Consider the following 17,392-nt stretch of genomic DNA (forward strand, 5'->3'; position numbering starts at 1 on the left):
CCGGACCCGCACGCGGGTGCGCACGCCGTCCGCGGCGCGTTCTCCCGGTCTCGTCGGGGCGACTTGGGCGAGACCGGGGCCGTGGTCAGGACGACCGCTGCCCCAACCACCCCGCTGAACCCGTCGGGTCTCTTCGTATGCTCAAAGAATGACGACTTCCGCGACTTCTGGAACGTCCGGGACCTCCGGAACCGGCCCCACCGAGAACTCCATGCGTCGCGCCCTCAAACGCGCCCGGGACGGCGTCGCCCTCGACGTCTCCGAGGCCGCCGTCCTGCTCCAGGCGCGTGGCGAGGCGCTGACCGACCTCGCCGCCTCCGCCGCCCGGGTCCGGGACGCCGGACTGGAAGAGGCCGGCCGGCCCGGTGTCATCACGTACTCGAAGAGCGTCTTCATCCCCCTCACCCGCCTGTGCCGCGACAAGTGCCACTACTGCACGTTCGTCACCGTCCCCGGCAAGCTCCGCCGGGCCGGGCACGGGATGTTCATGTCCCCGGACGAGGTCCTCGACGTCGCCCGCAAGGGTGCGGCCCTCGGCTGCAAGGAAGCCCTGATCACCCTCGGCGACAAGCCCGAGGACCGCTGGCCGGAGGCGCGCGAGTGGCTCGACGCGCACGGTTACGACGACACGATCGCCTATGTCCGGGCCATCTCCGTCCGCATCCTGGAGGAGACCGGCCTGCTCCCGCACCTCAACCCCGGGGTGATGTCCTGGACGGACTTCCAGCGGCTGAAGCCGGTCGCGCCGAGCATGGGCATGATGCTGGAGACGACCGCGACCCGGCTCTGGTCCGAGCCCGGCGGTCCGCACCACGGCTCCCCGGACAAGGAGCCCGCCGTGCGCCTGCGGGTGCTGGAGGATGCCGGGCGCTCCTCCGTGCCCTTCACCTCCGGGATCCTGATCGGCATCGGCGAGACGTACGAGGAGCGGGCCGACTCGCTCTTCGCGCTGCGGCGCGTGGCCCGCTCCTACCACGGCGTCCAGGAGCTGATCATCCAGAACTTCCGCGCCAAGCCGGACACCGCGATGCGCGGCATGCCGGACGCCGAACTGGACGAGCTGGTGGCCGCCGTGGCGGTGGCGCGGCTGGTGATGGGTCCGGCCGGCAACATCCAGGCGCCGCCGAACCTGGTCGCCGGAGAGTACGAGCGGCTGATCGCGGCCGGTGTCGACGACTGGGGCGGGGTCTCCCCGCTCACCATCGACCACGTGAATCCCGAGCGCCCCTGGCCGCAGATCGATGAACTCGCCCGGAGGTCGGCCGCGGCCGGTTTCGAGCTGCGGGAACGGCTCTGCGTGTACCCGGAGTTCGTCCGCCGCGGCGAGCCCTGGCTGGACCCCCGGCTGCGCCCGCACGTGGCCGCGCTCGCCGACCCGGAGACGGGCCTCGCGGTGCCCGACGCGGTGGTCGAGGGGCGGCCGTGGCAGGAGCCGGAGGAGGTCTTCGTCGCGAGCGGCCGTACCGATCTGCACACCGCCATCGACTCCGAAGGCCGTACGACCGACCGGCGCGACGACTTCGACGAGGTGTACGGCGACTGGGGCGCGCTGCGCGAGGCGGCGGCCCCCGGGATGGCGCCGGAGCGCATCGACACGGACGTGCGCGCGGCCCTGGCGACCGCCGCCGACGACCCCACGAAGCTGACGGACGCCGAGGCCCTCGCCCTGTTCCACGCGGACGGCCCGGCCCTCGACGCGCTGACCGGGATCGCCGACGACGTGCGGAAGTCGGCCGTCGGCGACGACGTCACCTACATCGTCACCCGCAACATCAACTTCACCAACGTCTGCTACACCGGCTGCCGTTTCTGCGCCTTCGCGCAGCGCCGCACCGACGCGGACGCCTACACCCTCTCCCTGGACCAGGTCGCCGACCGCGCCCAGCAGGCCTGGGACGTCGGCGCGGTCGAGGTCTGCATGCAGGGCGGCATCCACCCCGACCTGCCCGGCACCGCCTACTTCGACATCGCCAAGGCGGTCAAGGAACGCGTCCCCGGCATGCACGTGCACGCCTTCTCGCCGATGGAGGTCGTCAACGGCGCGACCCGTACCGGCCTGTCGATCCGGGAGTGGCTGACGGCGGCGAAGGAGGCGGGCCTGGACACCATCCCGGGGACGGCCGCCGAGATCCTCGACGACGAGGTCCGCTGGATCCTCACCAAGGGCAAGCTGCCCGCCGCCACCTGGATCGAGGTGGTCACCACCGCGCACGAGCTGGGCATCCGCTCCTCCTCCACCATGATGTACGGCCATGTCGACCAGCCCCGGCACTGGCTGGGCCACCTGCGCACCCTGGCCGGCATCCAGCAGCGCACCGGCGGCTTCACGGAGTTCGTGACGCTGCCCTTCATCCACACCAACGCGCCCGTCTACCTGGCCGGCATCTCCCGGCCGGGCCCGACGATGCGCGACAACCGGGCGGTGACGGCGATGGCCCGGCTCCTCCTGCACCCCTACATCCCGAACATCCAGACAAGCTGGGTGAAACTGGGCGCGGAGGGTGCGGCGGAGATGCTCCGCTCGGGGGCGAACGACCTGGGCGGCACCCTCATGGAGGAGACGATCTCGCGGATGGCGGGGTCGTCGTACGGCTCGTACAAGTCGGTCCGCGACCTCGTGGCCGTGGCCGAGGCCGCCGGGCGCCCGGCCAGGCCGCGTACGACGCTGTACGGGCCGGTCCCCGAGGAACGGCAGCGGGCGGCGGAGGCCTCCGACGGCCACCTTCCGGAGCTGCTGCCGGTGCTGGACTGAGCCGTCGGGCGGGCGGGCGGCGCACAGTACGATGATCCGACCCCTGTGCGAAGCGGCAGGGGGCCTCAGAGCGCTCACAGCGGAGGAGATGCGTACCCGTGGCTGCCCGACTGCTGCCCTCCTGGGTCTGGGTCACCGGTCTGACGGCGGGGGCGACGGCGGCCGTCGTCTTCCTCGCCCTCCAGGCCGACAAGGGGCCCCACCCCACGGCCGCGGCGGTCCGCCCGTCGGCGAGCGCGTCGGCGGGCGCCCACCCCTCCGCGTCACCGGCCCCGACGAAGGCCCCCGCGGTGCCGGCGGCCTCCGGCTCCGGCCGCCGGATCGTCTACTCGGTCGGGGACAAGCGGGTGTGGACGGTCGACGCGAGCGGCAAGGCGACCCGCACCTTCCCGGTGTGGCCGGGCACGGTGGGCCCCGCGCCCGGCACGTACACCATCGGCAGGACCCTCTCGGCGACGACCGGCTCGGACGGCGTCCAGATCGAGCACGTCCTCTACTTCGCGTCCGGGTCGGGCCTGTCGATCGCCTTCTCCAACGCGGTCGACGGCTCCTCCCCGCCGCCCGCCGCGGCCGGCAAGCAGACCAGCGGCATCCGCATGCACAAGGCGGACGGCGCGGCCCTGTGGACGTTCGGCACGGAGCCGAACACCAAGGTGACCGTCGTCAAGTAGCCGTGGCCCGTCGAGATCGTGAGCTGCGGCCGGGCGGGCGGCGGGTTGCGCGAAGACGCTCCTTGCCCGGCCCGAGCCCCGCCGTCGTCAGGCATCGCAACGGAAACCCCGAGCCCCACCACGACGTCTTCCCTCCCGTGCGGCGTGCCGTGCCGTTCACGTACCGGGAGGTCTTCATGGTTCCACTCGTTCGCCCGCGCCGGTCGGTGACGGTGCTCGCCGCCGCGCTCGGGGGGCTGGCCACGCTGGCCGCGTGCTCCGTGGGCAACGGCGATCCCGATCCCGAAGCGGTGAGCGAGATCGCCGTCTGCACGGATGTGCCGGTCCATGCGTGGGTCACCATGAACATCGGAACCGAGAGCAGACCCGACAACAGGAAGGTCGACTACGAGGTCGACGCCAGCGGCCACGACCGGGACCCGTTCGGCCGCACCAAGGCCCTGGGGTGCGATCGCGCCGCCGGGGCGTTCGGGTCCCGCGTGGTCTTCAAGGCGCCGGGACTGAACGGGGGCCGGGCGTACGCGGTGACCGCGCCGGCCGACACCGGCCATCTCCTGGTGGTCCGGCTGGCCGAGCATGCCGACGACACGGTGACCGGGACCCAGGAACTGGTCGAGGCGCACGAATGAACAGGCGTCAGCCGTCGGCGTGTTGACCGTCCGAGTGGGTCAACTGGACGACCACCAGGGCGACCCCGGTCAGCACCAGCACCCGGGTCGCGGCGTCCAGCCCGTTCCACGTCTTGGACTGCCACATGGAGAACCACTCGCCGCCGATCCCGATGAACCCGGCACCGAAGAGCAGCACGAGCATCAGCAGCCCGTAGGTGGACAGTTGACGCGCCCGCGCGTTGTCGCGCCGGAACCACAGCACGGTTCCGGCGATCAGCACGAGCGCGGCCAGCGTCTCCCACGCGATGATGAGGATGTAGGCGGTGTTCTCCAGTCCCTTGTTCGTGATGGCCCGCCACATCAGGTCGTCGTCCTTGAACGTCGTGTCCATGGCCAGCACGTGCTGGACGAAGGCCTGGTTGGTGCCGAAGTCGGTGATGTTCCCGAAAGCGACGAGGGCGATGTAGAGGGCGACCGTTCCGGTCAGAACGGCAGCGGCAAGCGAAAGCGCACGAGGCGCGTGGGAGGTGGACATGTCACCGTCCTTCCCCGACCCGGCCGTTTACACCCCCTGTTCACGGGTCGCCGCGCGGCCTGCCGCCGTGGCCGACCCCTCGTACACGGGTACCTTGGTCGATGTCTCGTGCGAAGTGTGCAGTGCGAAGGGGGCCTCGTGGACGACGACTTCGCGGAGTTGCGGACGCGCGAGTTCGGCTATCTCGACGAGGGCGGGCACACCTACCTGGACCACACCGGAGCCGGGCTTCCCCCGCGCTCCCTCGTCATGGGCAGCGCCCGGCGGATCACCGGCGGACTGTTCGGCAACCCGCACTCCGAGAGCCCGGCCTCCCGCGCCTCCGGGCTCCTGCTGGCCGAGGCCCGGCAGGCGGTGCTCCGCCACTTCAACGCCGACCCCGACGAATACGCCGTGATCTTCACCCCCAACGCCACCGGCGCCCTGCGGCTGGTCGGCGAGGCGTACCCGTTCAGCCGGGGCGGCAGGCTCGTGATGTCGCTCGACAACCACAACTCGGTCAACGGGCTGCGGGAGTACGCGCGGGCGCGGGGAGCGGCGACCGTGTACGTACCGGGTCTGCGCATCGACGAGAGGCGGCTGTTCGCCGCCCTGTCCGCGGCCGGCCCGCGCGGGGGCCCCGGCGGCCTGTTCGCCTATCCGGCGCAGAGCAACTTCACGGGTGTCCGGCACTCGCTGGACTGGATCGCCGCCGCCCAGGCGCACGGCTACGACGTGCTGCTTGACGCGGCGGCCTTCGCGCCGGCCAACGTGCTGGACCTGAGCCGCCACCACCCGGACTTCACCGCCGTCAGCTGGTACAAGGTCTTCGGGCACCCCACCGGCGTCGGCAGTCTGATCGCCCGCCGTTCGGCCCTCGCCAGGCTGCGCCGCCCGTGGTTCTCGGGCGGCACCGTCCACGCCGTCAGCGCCCAGGCCCAGTGGCACGTCCTCGCCGCCGACGAGGCCGCCTTCGAGGACGGCACCGTCAACTTCCTCTCCCTGCCGGACGTGACCGCCGGACTCGCCTGGATCGACGGCATCGGCATGGACCGCGTGCACGCCCACGTCACCGCGCTCACCGCGCAACTCCTCACCGGACTGACGGCGTTGCGGCACAGCGACGGCTCCCCGCTGGTGCGCGTGTACGGCACCGACCGCGCCGCCGTGCACGGTACCGATCGTGCCACCGTGGACGGTACCGACGCGGACCGCGGCGGCACGGTCGCGCTGAACGTGCTCGGGGCGGACGGCCGGATCGTCGACGAACGCGTCGTCACGCGCGACAGCGCCGCCCACGGCATATCCCTGCGCACGGGCTGCTTCTGCAATCCGGGCGCCGGAGAGGAGGCGTTCGACCTGCCGCCGACCCGGCTGCGCTCGGCGGCGGGCACGCAAGTCGACTCACTGGACGAGTACTTGGAGCTGCTTGAGCTGCCGTCGGCGGGTGCCGTCCGGGTCTCCCTGGGCGTGGCGTCCCAGCCCAGGGACATCGAGACGCTACTGGCGTTCCTGACGGAGACCTACCGGGACCGGGTGCCGACGACAGCCGGACTGGCCGCGCGGGAGAGCTGCTGAGCCGGTGCCGTCCCGCCCGTCCCGCCCGTCCCGCCGGGGTTCACCGCCCCGCCCGGCTCCGCTCCGCGCCGTCCCGGCACTTGTGCCGCAGAACCGTCCACGTCCAGCACAGGAACACCAGCGCGAAGCCCGCCAGGATCACCCAGCCGCGCTTCGCCGGATGCCCGAACGAGTCCCCGTACGACGCCAGCAGCGGCGGGCCGAGCGGAGAGCGGCCCGCCCGCCACAGCGGCTCAAGGCCCACCCCGCTGCCCAGCGCCTCGAACGCCCAGCGATTGGTCATCACAGAGCTGATGGCCTTCCCGGCCACCGTCATCCGGGGCACCGGCACGAAGGCGCCCGAGAACAGCACCTGGGGGAAGCAGAGCAACGGCAGCATCAGCGTCGCCTGCCCCGGCTCCGACACCGCCGCCGAGGCGAGCAGCCCGAGCGCGAGGGCGGCGGCCGAGGCCAGCACGCTCGACGCGAACAGCGAGCCGTAGGTGTCCCAGCCCGCCGCGGGCAGCCGGTCGAGGGCGCGCAGCACCAGCAGCAACAGCCCGTCCGCGACCGCGAGCACCGGCAGCATGGTCGTCAGCTTCGAGGCGACGTACGGGCCGATCCGCAGCCCCGCGAGCCACTCCCGGCGCAGGACCGGCAGCTCGGTGCAGATCTGCAGCAGGCCGTAGGTCAGCCCGAAGAAGAACGCGCCGAACGCGATCCAGAACGTGATCATCGCCGAGGAGCCCGGATCCGGTGCCGCCGGATCGAACGCGCCGGCCCGGAACAGCACCGCGAACATCGCGACGATCATCACCGGCGAGCCCGCGAGGACGGCCACCGAGAGCCGGTTGTGCAGCAGCAGCGCGGTACCGCGCCGGGTCAGCAGCGCCCACTGGCGCAGGACGCCGACCCGCTTCGGCCGCCGCGAAGACGGCTTGGCCGCAGGGGAGTTCACGTCCTCGGGCACGGCGCGTCCGGCCCCTTCGACGCGCGCGCCGCCCGCCACCGCCTCGTACACCTGCTCCACGCTGCCGGCCCCGAAGGCCTCCAACAGGGCGGCCGGTGCGCCCGCGTACGCGACCTCGCCGCCCGCGGAGAGGAACACGACCTGGTCGGCGCGGAGCAGATCGGCGAGGACATGCGTGGTCAGCACGACGGTGGTGCCGTCCTCGGCGAGCGTCCGCAGGGTCCGCAGCAGGGCCGCGCCCGTGACCGGGTCGAGCCCGGACGTCGGCTCGTCGAGGAAGAGCACCCGGGGACGGGTGAGCAACTCGACCGCGATACTGGCCCGTTTGCGTTCGCCACCGCTCAGCGCACGCACCGGAGTCCCCGCCCGCTCTGCCAGTCCGAGCGTGTCCAGCACCTGCTCGACGGTTTCGAGCACGGTCTCGGCCGGCGTCCCCGGAGGCATCCGCAGCCCCGCCGCGTACACCAGCGTGCGGCGCAGCGGCAGCTCGCGGTGGATGATGTCCTCCTGCGGCACGAACCCGAACTCCGGCCCCGGCGGCCCGGGTTGCGTCCCGTCGTGCAGCACCTCGCCCTCGGTCGGAGCGCTCAGCCCGGCCAGCGTCTGCAACAGCACGGTCTTGCCGGCGCCGCTGCTCCCGGCGATCACCGTGAGCTGTCCGGGCGGCACGTCGACCGATATCCCGTTCAGCACCCGCCCCGCCCCGCGGACGTCCCGGCTCACCCGACGCGCCTGCAGCCGCAGGCCGTTGGCGGACGGGCGGGGTGTCTCGACGGATGCGCGGGGGTGCGGGGGTGGCGTCGACATGAGGGCAGCATGTCAGGCCGGGGCCGGATCCGTCCGTGGCGCGGGCGACTCGGCCGCGGGCGAATTCGAGGAGGTCGGCGTCGAAGCGGTCCGCGAACTCGGGGACCATCGCCAGGCCGTGCGGGGCACCCGCGTAGACCTTGAGGACGGCGTCCTTGACGAGCTGCGACGACTTCTCCGCGGACGCCACGATGGGGACGATCTGGTCGTCGTCGCCGTGCACGATCAGGGTGGGGACGTCGATCGTCCCGAGGTCCTCGGTGAGGTCGGTCTCGGAGAACGCCTTGATGCAGTCGTAGGCCCCCTTGATGCCCACCGTCATACTCCAGAGCCAGAACTCGTCTCGGGTCCCCTGAGAGACCTTCGAACTGTCACGGTTGGCACCGTAGAACGGGGCGCTGAGGTCCTTGTAGAACTGGGAACGGTCCGTGAGCACGCCCTGCCGTAGCCCGTCGAAGACATCGATCGGCAGCCCCTCCGGGTTCGCTTCCGTCTTCAGCATCAACGGGGGGATCGCGCCGAGCAGGACCGCCTTGGCGACCCGGCTCGTGCCGTGCCGGCCGATGTAGCGGGTGACCTCCCCGCCGCCGGTCGAGTGCCGGCCAGGATCACGTCCCGAAGGTCGAGGGTCTCGATGACCGACGCCAGGTCGTCGGCGTCCGTGTCCAGCTCGTTCCCGTCCCGGGGCTGGCCGGAGCGCCCGCCCCGCGCCGGTCGTGGGCCACGGCCCGGAAGCCGTTGTCCGCCATCAGCTTCAGCTGCGGATCCCACGCGTCCGCGGTCAGCGGCCAGCCGTGGGAGAACACCACCGGCTGCCCCGCCCCCCGGTCCTTGAAGTAGATCTGAGTGCCGTCCTTGGCGGTGGCAAAAGCCATGATCGCTCCTCCAGCACTTGTCCGGAACTTGGCGAGAGCGTCATGTTTTTCACCCTACGCGCGGCGTCCCGACAAGGCGCGGTGGGCGGACGGCGCCGGGCGGACGGCGGCGGTGGGCGGATGGCGATGGGCGGGCGGCGGGTGGTGGTGGGCGGGCGGCGGTGGCGGGGAGCGGCGCCGGGTGGCCGGTCACGGCGCCTGACGGCCGTCCCGACCGCCTCGGCCGACCATGCCCAGCCAGCGCGTCAGGGCCCGTCGTACGTCCTCCGGGTCCGGGTCCTCGGCCGCCCACGCGGCGTAACCGTCGGGCCGGACCAGTACGGTCGGGCGCAGCCCGGCCGCCGGGTAGGCCGTCACCACCCGCTCCGCCCACGGCGCGGCGACCGCAGCGACATCGCGCCCCACCAGCACGAACTTGCCCTCCCGCAAGGCCTCATAGAGCCGAGCCGGCTTCTCCGACAGGCGGAGATCCGGTATCCGGCGGCCGGCGAGCGGATGCGAACCACTGGGCGCACGGTAGGCGATCCCGATGCCGGAGATACCACGTGCCGCCTGCGCCTCCACCACGACCAGCCCGTGCACGACGGTGGCCAGAGCGGCCCGCAGCGCACGGACCAGAGCCGACCCTGTGGTCACCGCCGAGAGCAGTGCGTGACTGACATGCAGCACCATGCGCCCCACCGGGTGGCGCTCCGCGTGGTAGCTGTCCAGCAGCGCGTCACCGGCCCAGCCCTTCAGGACGGCCGCCAGTTTCCAGCCGAGGTTCGCCGCGTCCTGCATCCCGGTGTTCATGCCCATGCCGCCGGCGGGCGAGTGGATGTGCGCGGCGTCGCCCGCGAGGAACACCCTTCCCTGCCGGTAGCGGGGTACCTGGCGCTCGTCGCTGTGGAACCGGGAGAGCCACCGCGCGTCGTGCATCCCGAGGTCGTCGCCGACCGTGCGTTCCGTGATGTCCCGGACATCCTCCAAGGTGACCGGCGCGTCGTCGGGCAGCTGCCGGTGCCGGTCCCAGCCGATGATCCGGTACCAGCCGTCCCCGAACGGCGCGAAGAAGGTGAAACCCTGGTCGTTCGAGCTGAAGTTGAAGATCTCGTCCGGTGCGCGGTCGAGCAGTACGTCCGCCAGCATCACGGAGCTGATGGCCGATTTGCCGGGGAACGGCGTACCCAGGCTCTGCCGGACGGTGCTGCCCGCGCCGTCCGCACCGACCATGTAACGGCCTCGGAGTACGGCCGTGGTGCCGTCCGGATGACGTACGTCCACGTCGACGCCTTCCGGGTCCTGCCGCAGCCCGGTCACCCGGACCCCACGGAGGATGGTGGCTCCCGCTTCCTCGGTCCGGCGCAGCAGGGACCGTTCGACCTGCCACTGGGGAATGGTGAGGATGAAGGGAAAACGCGTGCGCAGCCTGGAGAAGTCGATGCTGAGGCGGCCGAACGGATGCAATGCCCGGGTGGGCGTGCCGATCCGGAGCAGTTCGTCGGCCAGGCCCCGGGCGTCGAGCTGTTCCAGGGTCCGCGCGTGCAGACTGAAGGCCCGGCTCAGGTTGGATTCGTGATCGCGTCGCTCCAGCAACGTGACAGCGACTCCGGCCTTGGCGAGGTCGCCCGCGAGGAGGAGGCCGGTCGGGCCGGCCCCGACCACCAGGACGTCGGTATCCGCTGAGCTCACACTCCCGAGTGTCGGCCCGTTCCGAGGCCCCCGCACGGCGAGGAAGCACTGAACCCGATCACCGCCGCTGCTCCCGGCGATCACCGGGAGCTGTCCGGGAGCGGTCCCCTTCGGCTACGACGGCCTGGGCGTGCGGACTACTCGGAGGGGATCGGCGCGGCCCTGTTCACCGGTCGTCGTTGGATCTTGAGGAACAGTGCGGGTCCTGCGCCGAGGGCGAGCAGGCCGGCAGCCAGAAGGAGCCAAGGGTTGAGCAGGCCCTCGGTGCAACTGCTGCCGCCGGCCGAGGTGGTGCAGTAGGTGCCGGGGCCGTGCCGATTGAGGTAGGCGAGCAGGGACAGCGGCAGGCTCGCACCTGACAGCAGGCCGGGCAGGCCCCGAGGGGCGTCCCGGCGCGTGGCCAGCACGACCGTACCGGCCACGGCGATCGGAAGGATGAAGATCCCGACCGACAGCGCGGTGAGGAGGGCGAGCAGATAGCAGGCTCCCGTCAGGAGCCATCCCGTGAAGAGCAGCCAGGCACGTCCGTTGCTGGTCATGTCTTCTTTCCTTCGTTCGAAGACGTCCGGGAGACAGATTTTGAGCAGTCGCTCAAAAAGTAGAAGTCATCAGAAGCCCCGGGCAAGAGGCCAAAACCGGCCAGTGATCGAGTCCCCGCCAAGTCGTCGACCGCGGCGGCTCTCTCCGGACACAGCGGCCTCTGCCAGACTCACTGTGGGCCGACTGCGGGGGAGGCGTGGATGGGGTCGACGCGGCCGTCGATGCAGGAGCTGATCGGGCGGCGGCGGAGGGCCGGGTTCGTCGGGCGGGCCGAGGAGCGGGCGGCGTTCCGGCGCAACCTCGACCTGGCGCCCGAGGACGAGCGGCACCGGTTCCTCTTCCACGTGCACGGTGACGCCGGGGTCGGGAAGACCTTTCTGGTACGGGAGTTGGAGCAGGTCGCCCGGGAGGCGGGGGCACTGACCGCGTACGTCGACGAGGGTGCGGGCAGCGTGCCCGAGGCGATGGCGACGATTGCACGCCAGTTCGTCGCCCAGGGGCGGCGCTTCAAGGAGCTGGAGAGACTCCTGGCCGCCCACCGGGAGCGGCGGCACGAGGCGGAGGCCGCCCTGGTGATGGGCGATCCGGCGGAGCCGGAGGGGCCGTCGGCGGGCAGCCTGGCGATGACACGGGCCGCGCAGGTGGGACTCGGGATGGTCCCGGTGGCCGGTGCCTTCGCCGCCGCCCTGGACACGGACCGCCTCGCCGAGGGTGTCGACCGGCTCCGGGCCCGCTTCCGCAGCCAGGAGGACGCCCAACTGGTCCTGTCCCCCGAGATGGTGCTGACCCCGGTGCTGCTCGGCGAACTGGCCGGCGCGGCCGGCACCGCCCCCTGGATCGTCCTCCTCCTGGACACCTACGAGCGCACCGGCCCGTTCCTCGACCCCTGGCTGCACGACATGATGACCACCGACCGCTACGGCGCCCTCCCCGCCAACATCGTCGTGGTCACCTCCGGCCAGCACCCCTTCGACACCGCTCGCTGGGGCAGCTTCGCGGACTTCAGGACCGACCTGCCGCTCGGCCCGTTCACGGAGGCGGAGGCCCGCGGGCTGCTCGCGGACAAGGGAGTTCGGGACGAGCCGGTGGTCGCCGAGGTCCTGCGGCTCACCGGCGGCCTGCCCGTGCTCGTCACCGCCCTGGCCGAACAGCGCCCCACCGGCCCGGACGACGTGGGCGACCCCAGCGCCACCGCCGTGGAACGCTTCCTGAAGTGGGAGCCCGATCCGGCCCGCCGGTCCGTGGCCCTCGCCTGCGCCCTGCCCCGCCGCCTGGACCTGGACGTCTTCCGGACCGCCGTGGACTGCCCGGCCGAGGACGCCGACGCGCTCTACGACTGGCTGCGCCGCCTGCCGTTCGTGACCGAGCGCCCCGACCGGCTGACCTACCACGACCTGGTCCGCGACGCGATGCTCCGACTGCGCCGACGGCACTCGCCACGCGGCTGGACACGGGAGCACGAGAGACTCGCGGAGGCCTACGCCGGCTGGCGCGAGGAGGCGGCGAACGGCCTGCGCCCCGGCACCGAATGGGACCACCAGCCATGGCGCGAACTCCTCCTTGAGGAGACGTACCACCGGTTGTGCGCTCGGCCGCAGACCGCTCTGCCGGAAGCGCTGAGCACCCTCCTGCCGGCCTGCGCCGCGGATCCGGCGGTCGGCCGCCGCTGGGCGGCCATGGTGGCGGAAGCGGGCGTCACCGCCGACGCCCCGGCCGTACGGGACTGGGGCCGCCGCCTGGGCCGGGCCCTCACCGACGGCGTGACCGAGGCCATGGACCTGCTGCTGACCCGGCCCGACCTGGACAGCGCCGGCCGGGCGCTGGCCCATGCCGTCCGGGGTCTGGAATTCTTCAAGGCCGGAGACTACGGCCGCTCCCTGGCCGAGTACGACCGGGCGATCGAACTGGACCCGGAGCGGCCGACGGCCCACTACGGCCGTGGCCTGTGCCGCCGGGCCCTGCACGACCTCGACGGCGCCCTCGCCGACCTGAACCGCGCGGACGAACTCGCCCCCGACAACGCGCTGTTCATCGCGGCCCGGGGCGAGACCCACCGACTGGCCGGCCGGTTCACCGAGGCGCTGGGCGACCTCGACCGGGCCGTCGCCCTGGAACCGGCCGACGCGAGCACCCTGGCCTCCCGGGGGGTGTGCCGACACGCGCTGGAGCAGTACGACGCGGCCCTCGCCGATTTCGACCGCGCGCTGAGCCTCAACCCCGGGCATCTGTGGGCGCGGGTACGCAGGTCACGACTGCGCGGCGCCCGGGGTGAGTGGGCCGAGGCCTTCGCCGACCTCGACGAGGCGGTCCGGCGCGCGCCCGACCGAGCCTGGCTCGCCTCCGAGCGCGGCGACGCCTACCGCCGTGCGGGCCGCTTCGCGGACGCGGTCACCGAACTCACCCGGGCTGCCGCCCTGCTCCCCGACTACCCGTCCGCCCTCGCCGGCCGCGGCGCGGCCCTCCACGAACTGGGCCGCACCGAGGAGGCGTTGACCGACCTCGACCGGGCCATCGAGCTGGAACCCGACTTCGAGTGGGCGAGGTCGACGCGGGCCCGGATACGGCTCCGGCTCGGCGAGGGGGACCAGCGCCTGCCCGGCGGACCGATGACGTGACGGCGCTCGAAAACCGGTGGAGCGGCGCCGCCGTGCGCCGTTACCGTGCTGCCCAGCCAAGTCGTCCAGGCAAGGACGTGCCGTTGTACACCGTGTGAGACCTCCCGAGAGCTGATCTGTCGCGCGCCGCGCACATGCGCCGCGCTCCTTTTTGCTGCGGATTTCTCACTGAAACCGGTGTACTTCTGTGCTCAATAGCTGGGTGGTCATGCCCACCTGCCTGCCGACCGTTCTCCGCCGCTGCCACGCGTGCGCGTCCGAGCGCTTCCGGGCGAACGGCAAGTTCCGTGTCAACGCACACCACAAACTCCTCGACGCCTGGCTCCTCGTGCTCTGCACCGTCTGCGGGGACACGGCGAAACTCACGGTCCTGGAGCGGATGAACGTCCGCTCCGTACAGCCCGAACTGCTGGACCGGATGCACGACAACGACCCGGCCCTGGCAGCCGAGTTGCTCCAGGATCCGCTCCTGCGGCGCCGCAACCGCATCGCCCTCGACTGGGACGAGGCCTGGCGCCTCGACACCAGCGGATCGGATCACCTGGACCACGAGGTGATCGAGGTCTCGGTCCGCTTCGCGGCGCCGATCCCCGTCCGGCCGGTACGACTGATCGCCGACGGTTGCGGTCTTTCACGGGCCCGGGTCGAGCGACTGATCACGGAGGGGAAGCTCGTTTCGGCGGTCCGGCTGACCGGCAGGCTCTCCGGCGACTTCACCTTCACGCTCAAGCGCTGAGTCCTCCCGGGACCACCGGCCTGTCCGGCATCATCCGCCGGACAGGCCCAGGAACGCCATGACGGTCATCGTGACATCGATCGTCAGAGCACTCACGTCCAGACCGCCGGTCACGGACGGGAGATCTCCCGCACGAACCCGACCCAAGAGGCGCCGGCGAAGGCGAGCGTGGCCCTGTCCTTGTCCTTGGAGTCACGGACGTGGACGGTGGCGGGGGCTATCGCGATCTCGACGCAGTCCGGGCCGTCGTTGCTGCTGTAGGTGCTCTTGAACCAGTTCAGCGCGTTGGGGGTCATGTTTCTTCTCCCAGCACTTTCTCGATGAAGGCCAGTGACTCCCGTGGCGGGAGAGCTTGCGCCCGGATCATTCCATAGCGCATATCCAGGATCTGGACTTCCCGGGGATCACTGATCACACGACTGTGCAGCTGGGCTTCGGAGTGCCCGAGGGTCTTGCCGTCCTGGAGCTTGAGCAGCCGAATCGGACCGGCCATGCCGGCGTGGTCCTCACGGTCCGTGGGCATCACCTGGATTTCCACGTTCCTCAACTTACCGAGTTCCAGCAGATGTTCGAGCTGGTGGCGAAGCACCATTCTCCCCCCGATCGGTCGACGTAGCGTCACCTCTTCCTGGACGAAGGTGAGGAGCGGCGGGGGCACCCGTTCGAAGACGCGGCGGCGTGCCACACGGGCGGCGACCTGACGTCCCAGCTCGTCCTCCGGGTATGCGGGCCGCCGCATGGCGAACAGCGCCCTCGCGTACTCCTCCGTCTGGAGCAGGCCGTGCATGTTGTGGTTGGCGTACGCCCCGAGTTCGACCGCCTCGTCTTCCAGCTTGGCCAGATCCCGAACCTTCTTCGGATACCGAGCCCTCTCCACGTCCTCCTTCATGGACGCGAGCTTTCCGGCTGCCCCCAGCACCTCGTCCGCCTTCTCCAGGAAGTCCGGCTTGGGGATCCGGCGCCCCCGCTCCACCGCGGACACCATCTCCTCGCTGTACCCGATGACCGCACCGAGTTCCGCCTGCCGCATCCCGGCGGCCTCCCGCCACACCTTGATCTGCCGCCCGACCGCCCTGAGTACGGCCTCGGCCTCCTCGTCCTCCACGCCCGCTCCCTCCGACGTACCACCCGTACGACATCGCCCGACGCCCGGACAGTCACGCTCTGTGCCGGGTTCATCACTGTTCAGAGTAGGGAGGGTTGACCACGCTGGGTGACATGACCCAGAAATCCCTCACGCGCCACTTCACGGTCCAGCTGTCCGCGACCCGCAGAGGCGCCCGGCTCGCGCGACTGCTCACGGAACGCCAACTGGACGACTGGGGGCTGTCGCACGAGTCCGCGACACGGGTCGTGGCCGAGCTGGCGTCCAACGCCGTGCTGCACGGACGCGTCGCGGGACGGGACTTCCGGCTGGGGCTGCGGCTGCATCCCGGCGGAGCCCTCCGTATCGAGGTGACCGACGCCCGGGGCGACCGAGTGCCGTGCGTCCACGCCCCGGTGGCCGCCGACGCGGAGTCGGGGCGCGGTCTGCTGATCGTCGAGGCGTATACGGAGCGTTGGGGCGTGGACCCGGCCCCGGCCGGATGCAAGGTCGTGTGGGCCGAGCTGGCACCGGGACGTGACGGCCCATGACCCGGCGGCTCCCGAGAGGGTGGGCTGCGTCGGTTCGACCTCTTCGGTGGGCGCGGGTTCATGAGCTTTCTGCCGGTACCACGCCACGAGTGCGTCTACGTCTGCAACATCACGTGGCACGGCTGACCCCTTTTTCGTCCTGACCGTCCCTACCTGGCCGAAAGCCGCCCACTCGGGACCACACAACCCACACTTCGCATACCTAACTGTCCTCTGAACGGACCGTTCCCGGTCGATTACAGTGCTGAGCGCTCGTATGTACGGACGGTGCCCGTGAGGAGGTCATGGTGGTGAGTGCGACGTTGGGTGCCGTCTGGGGCCGGGTCGAGCAGCAGGACTTCCGGAGCAGGGTGCGCGGGACGCTCCTCGGTACGGCCGTGGGAGACGCGCTCGGCGGGCCCGTGGACGGGCTGACGCTGGAGGAGATACGGGCGGCCTACGGGCCCGAGGGGCTGGTCGATCTCGGGTTCGGGTACGGGCGGCGCGGGACCGTGACCCACCACACGCAGCTCACCCTCTTCACCGTGGACGGGCTGATAAGAGCCCAGGTGCGCAGGGACACGGGAGCCTGGCATCCGCCCACCGACCTGCACCGGGCCTATCTGCGATGGGCGGCCACCCAGCGGGACTGGGGGCCGGACGAGCGGCGGGCGGAGGACGGGTGGCTCGCCCGGGAGGAGTGGCTGTACGCGCGCCGGGAACCCACCCGCGCGCTGCTGCTCGGGCTCGGCGACGAGCGGATGGGGACGCTGGAGGCGCCGAAGAACCCGGACGACATGGGGCCGGAGGCCGTCGCCCGGTCGGCTCCGTTCGGGCTGCTCGTCGGCTGGGAGCCGCAGCTCGTCGTACAGCTGGCCGTGGAGTGCGCGGCGCAGACGCACGGGCATCCGACCGCCTGTCTGTCGGCGGGCGCGTACGCGGTGATCGTGCACGCGCTGGCCCGGGGGGACTCGCTGGACGGCGCCGTGCAGCGGACGCTGGCCCTGCTCGCGGCCCGGCCCGGCCATCAGCCCGTCTCCGACGCGCTCCAGCACGCGCTCGGCGCCGTACGGCAGGGGATGCCCTCCCCGGGCCGGGTCGAGGAGCTGACCGGGGACGGGGCGGCGGACGGGATGCTGGCCGCGGCGGTGTACTGCGCCCTCGTCGGCGAGGACGTACGGCACGGGCTGTGCCTCGCCGTGAACCAGGCCGGTCCCTCCGCCGTCGCGGGCGCCCTCACCGGCGGCCTGCTCGGTGCCCTGCACGGCGAGACGGCCCTCCCGCCGGCCTGGGTGACCGAAGTGGAGGGCCGCCAGACCGTCCTCGAACTCGCCGACGACTTCGCGATGGAGATGACCCAGGGACCGGCCCTGCACAGCCCGGTGGGCGCGTCACCGGGGTGGCTGGCGCGCTACCCGCGTTAGCGCCTGCCGGGTGCCGGCTGCCGGCTGCCGGGTGG

General features: G+C 71.8%; 14 protein-coding genes and 1 pseudogene. 8 read left to right on the forward strand and 7 right to left on the reverse strand.

Going from position 1 to position 17,392, the window contains the following annotated elements:
* Positions 1-148: 148 nt before the first annotated feature.
* The 3 genes from ACGF5O_RS21210 (at position 149) to ACGF5O_RS21220 (ending at position 4,052) form a co-directional block, all read left to right on the forward strand.
* On the forward strand, positions 149-2,752 hold the full coding sequence (locus ACGF5O_RS21210; RefSeq protein ID WP_393811395.1) for a bifunctional FO biosynthesis protein CofGH: 2,604 nt from the start codon (positions 149-151) through the stop codon (positions 2,750-2,752).
* Positions 2,753-2,850: 98 nt separating this feature from the next.
* On the forward strand, positions 2,851-3,423 hold the full coding sequence (locus ACGF5O_RS21215; protein ID WP_393811396.1) for a hypothetical protein: 573 nt from the start codon (positions 2,851-2,853) through the stop codon (positions 3,421-3,423).
* 176 nt (positions 3,424-3,599) lie between these two features.
* On the forward strand, positions 3,600-4,052 hold the full coding sequence (locus tag ACGF5O_RS21220; RefSeq protein ID WP_393811397.1) for a hypothetical protein: 453 nt from the start codon (positions 3,600-3,602) through the stop codon (positions 4,050-4,052).
* 7 nt (positions 4,053-4,059) lie between these two features.
* Here ACGF5O_RS21220 and ACGF5O_RS21225 read toward each other — a convergent pair whose 3' ends face one another.
* Positions 4,060-4,569: a DUF2165 domain-containing protein gene (locus tag ACGF5O_RS21225; RefSeq protein ID WP_393811398.1), complete on the reverse strand. Its 510-nt coding sequence runs from the start codon at positions 4,567-4,569 to the stop codon at positions 4,060-4,062.
* Between the two features lie 138 nt (positions 4,570-4,707).
* Between ACGF5O_RS21225 and ACGF5O_RS21230 the strand changes: the two genes are divergently transcribed.
* Positions 4,708-6,126: an aminotransferase class V-fold PLP-dependent enzyme gene (locus tag ACGF5O_RS21230; protein WP_393811399.1), complete on the forward strand. Its 1,419-nt coding sequence runs from the start codon at positions 4,708-4,710 to the stop codon at positions 6,124-6,126.
* A 40-nt stretch (positions 6,127-6,166) separates the two neighbouring features.
* On the opposite strand, the gene ACGF5O_RS21235 is transcribed toward ACGF5O_RS21230, so the two are convergent.
* The 4 genes and pseudogenes from ACGF5O_RS21235 to ACGF5O_RS21250 all read right to left on the reverse strand — a co-directional run bounded on the left by ACGF5O_RS21235 (position 6,167) and on the right by ACGF5O_RS21250 (position 10,967).
* Positions 6,167-7,882, reverse strand: a complete 1,716-nt coding sequence (locus ACGF5O_RS21235; protein ID WP_393811400.1) for an ATP-binding cassette domain-containing protein — start codon at positions 7,880-7,882, stop codon at positions 6,167-6,169.
* Between the two features lie 55 nt (positions 7,883-7,937).
* Positions 7,938-8,757: pseudogene (locus ACGF5O_RS21240) on the reverse strand (alpha/beta fold hydrolase); the annotation flags it as partial.
* A 189-nt stretch (positions 8,758-8,946) separates the two neighbouring features.
* Positions 8,947-10,428 (reverse strand): FAD-dependent monooxygenase, encoded by a 1,482-nt coding sequence (locus tag ACGF5O_RS21245; protein ID WP_393811401.1) that lies wholly within the window; start codon positions 10,426-10,428, stop codon positions 8,947-8,949.
* Positions 10,429-10,565: 137 nt separating this feature from the next.
* Positions 10,566-10,967, reverse strand: a complete 402-nt coding sequence (locus ACGF5O_RS21250; protein WP_393811402.1) for a hypothetical protein — start codon at positions 10,965-10,967, stop codon at positions 10,566-10,568.
* A 201-nt stretch (positions 10,968-11,168) separates the two neighbouring features.
* Between ACGF5O_RS21250 and ACGF5O_RS21255 the strand changes: the two genes are divergently transcribed.
* On the forward strand, positions 11,169-13,583 hold the full coding sequence (locus ACGF5O_RS21255; protein WP_393811403.1) for a tetratricopeptide repeat protein: 2,415 nt from the start codon (positions 11,169-11,171) through the stop codon (positions 13,581-13,583).
* Between the two features lie 187 nt (positions 13,584-13,770).
* Positions 13,771-14,319, forward strand: coding sequence for a DUF1062 domain-containing protein (locus ACGF5O_RS21260; RefSeq protein WP_393811404.1), 549 nt, complete (start codon positions 13,771-13,773; stop codon positions 14,317-14,319).
* Between the two features lie 110 nt (positions 14,320-14,429).
* Here the strand turns inward: ACGF5O_RS21260 and ACGF5O_RS21265 are convergent, their stop codons facing one another.
* A complete protein-coding gene (locus ACGF5O_RS21265; RefSeq protein ID WP_362601667.1) occupies positions 14,430-14,615 on the reverse strand; it encodes a DUF397 domain-containing protein in 186 nt (61 codons plus the stop codon).
* Complete coding sequence (locus ACGF5O_RS21270) at positions 14,612-15,424, reverse strand: helix-turn-helix transcriptional regulator (RefSeq protein ID WP_393811405.1); 813 nt, start codon at positions 15,422-15,424, stop codon at positions 14,612-14,614. Before ACGF5O_RS21270 ends, ACGF5O_RS21265 begins: the two co-directional genes overlap by 4 nt.
* A 113-nt stretch (positions 15,425-15,537) precedes the next feature.
* Here ACGF5O_RS21270 and ACGF5O_RS21275 point away from each other — a divergent pair, with 113 nt between their 5' ends.
* Both ACGF5O_RS21275 and ACGF5O_RS21280 read left to right on the forward strand, forming a co-directional pair.
* Complete coding sequence (locus ACGF5O_RS21275; RefSeq protein ID WP_362601661.1) at positions 15,538-15,954, forward strand: ATP-binding protein; 417 nt, start codon at positions 15,538-15,540, stop codon at positions 15,952-15,954.
* Positions 15,955-16,244: 290 nt separating this feature from the next.
* Entirely contained in the window at positions 16,245-17,357 is a 1,113-nt protein-coding gene (locus tag ACGF5O_RS21280) for an ADP-ribosylglycohydrolase family protein (protein ID WP_393811406.1), read from the forward strand.
* Positions 17,358-17,392 lie beyond the last annotated feature (35 nt).

It is taken from the genome of Streptomyces sp. NPDC048291, from assembly GCF_043201715.1.
Taxonomy (GTDB): domain Bacteria; phylum Actinomycetota; class Actinomycetes; order Streptomycetales; family Streptomycetaceae; genus Streptomyces.

What these genes read in the sequence shown, in the direction of transcription:
- ACGF5O_RS21210 (WP_393811395.1), top strand. Translation starts at nt 149, where the DNA reads ATGACGACTTCCGCGACTTCTGGAACGTCCGGGACCTCCGGAACCGGC.
- ACGF5O_RS21220 (WP_393811397.1), top strand. Translation starts at nt 3,600, where the DNA reads ATGGTTCCACTCGTTCGCCCGCGCCGGTCGGTGACGGTGCTCGCCGCC.
- ACGF5O_RS21225 (WP_393811398.1), bottom strand. Translation starts at nt 4,569, where the DNA reads ATGTCCACCTCCCACGCGCCTCGTGCGCTTTCGCTTGCCGCTGCCGTT.
- ACGF5O_RS21235 (WP_393811400.1), bottom strand. Translation starts at nt 7,882, where the DNA reads ATGTCGACGCCACCCCCGCACCCCCGCGCATCCGTCGAGACACCCCGC.
- ACGF5O_RS21250 (WP_393811402.1), bottom strand. Translation starts at nt 10,967, where the DNA reads ATGACCAGCAACGGACGTGCCTGGCTGCTCTTCACGGGATGGCTCCTG.
- ACGF5O_RS21255 (WP_393811403.1), top strand. Translation starts at nt 11,169, where the DNA reads ATGGGGTCGACGCGGCCGTCGATGCAGGAGCTGATCGGGCGGCGGCGG.
- ACGF5O_RS21265 (WP_362601667.1), bottom strand. Translation starts at nt 14,615, where the DNA reads ATGACCCCCAACGCGCTGAACTGGTTCAAGAGCACCTACAGCAGCAAC.
- ACGF5O_RS21275 (WP_362601661.1), top strand. Translation starts at nt 15,538, where the DNA reads ATGACCCAGAAATCCCTCACGCGCCACTTCACGGTCCAGCTGTCCGCG.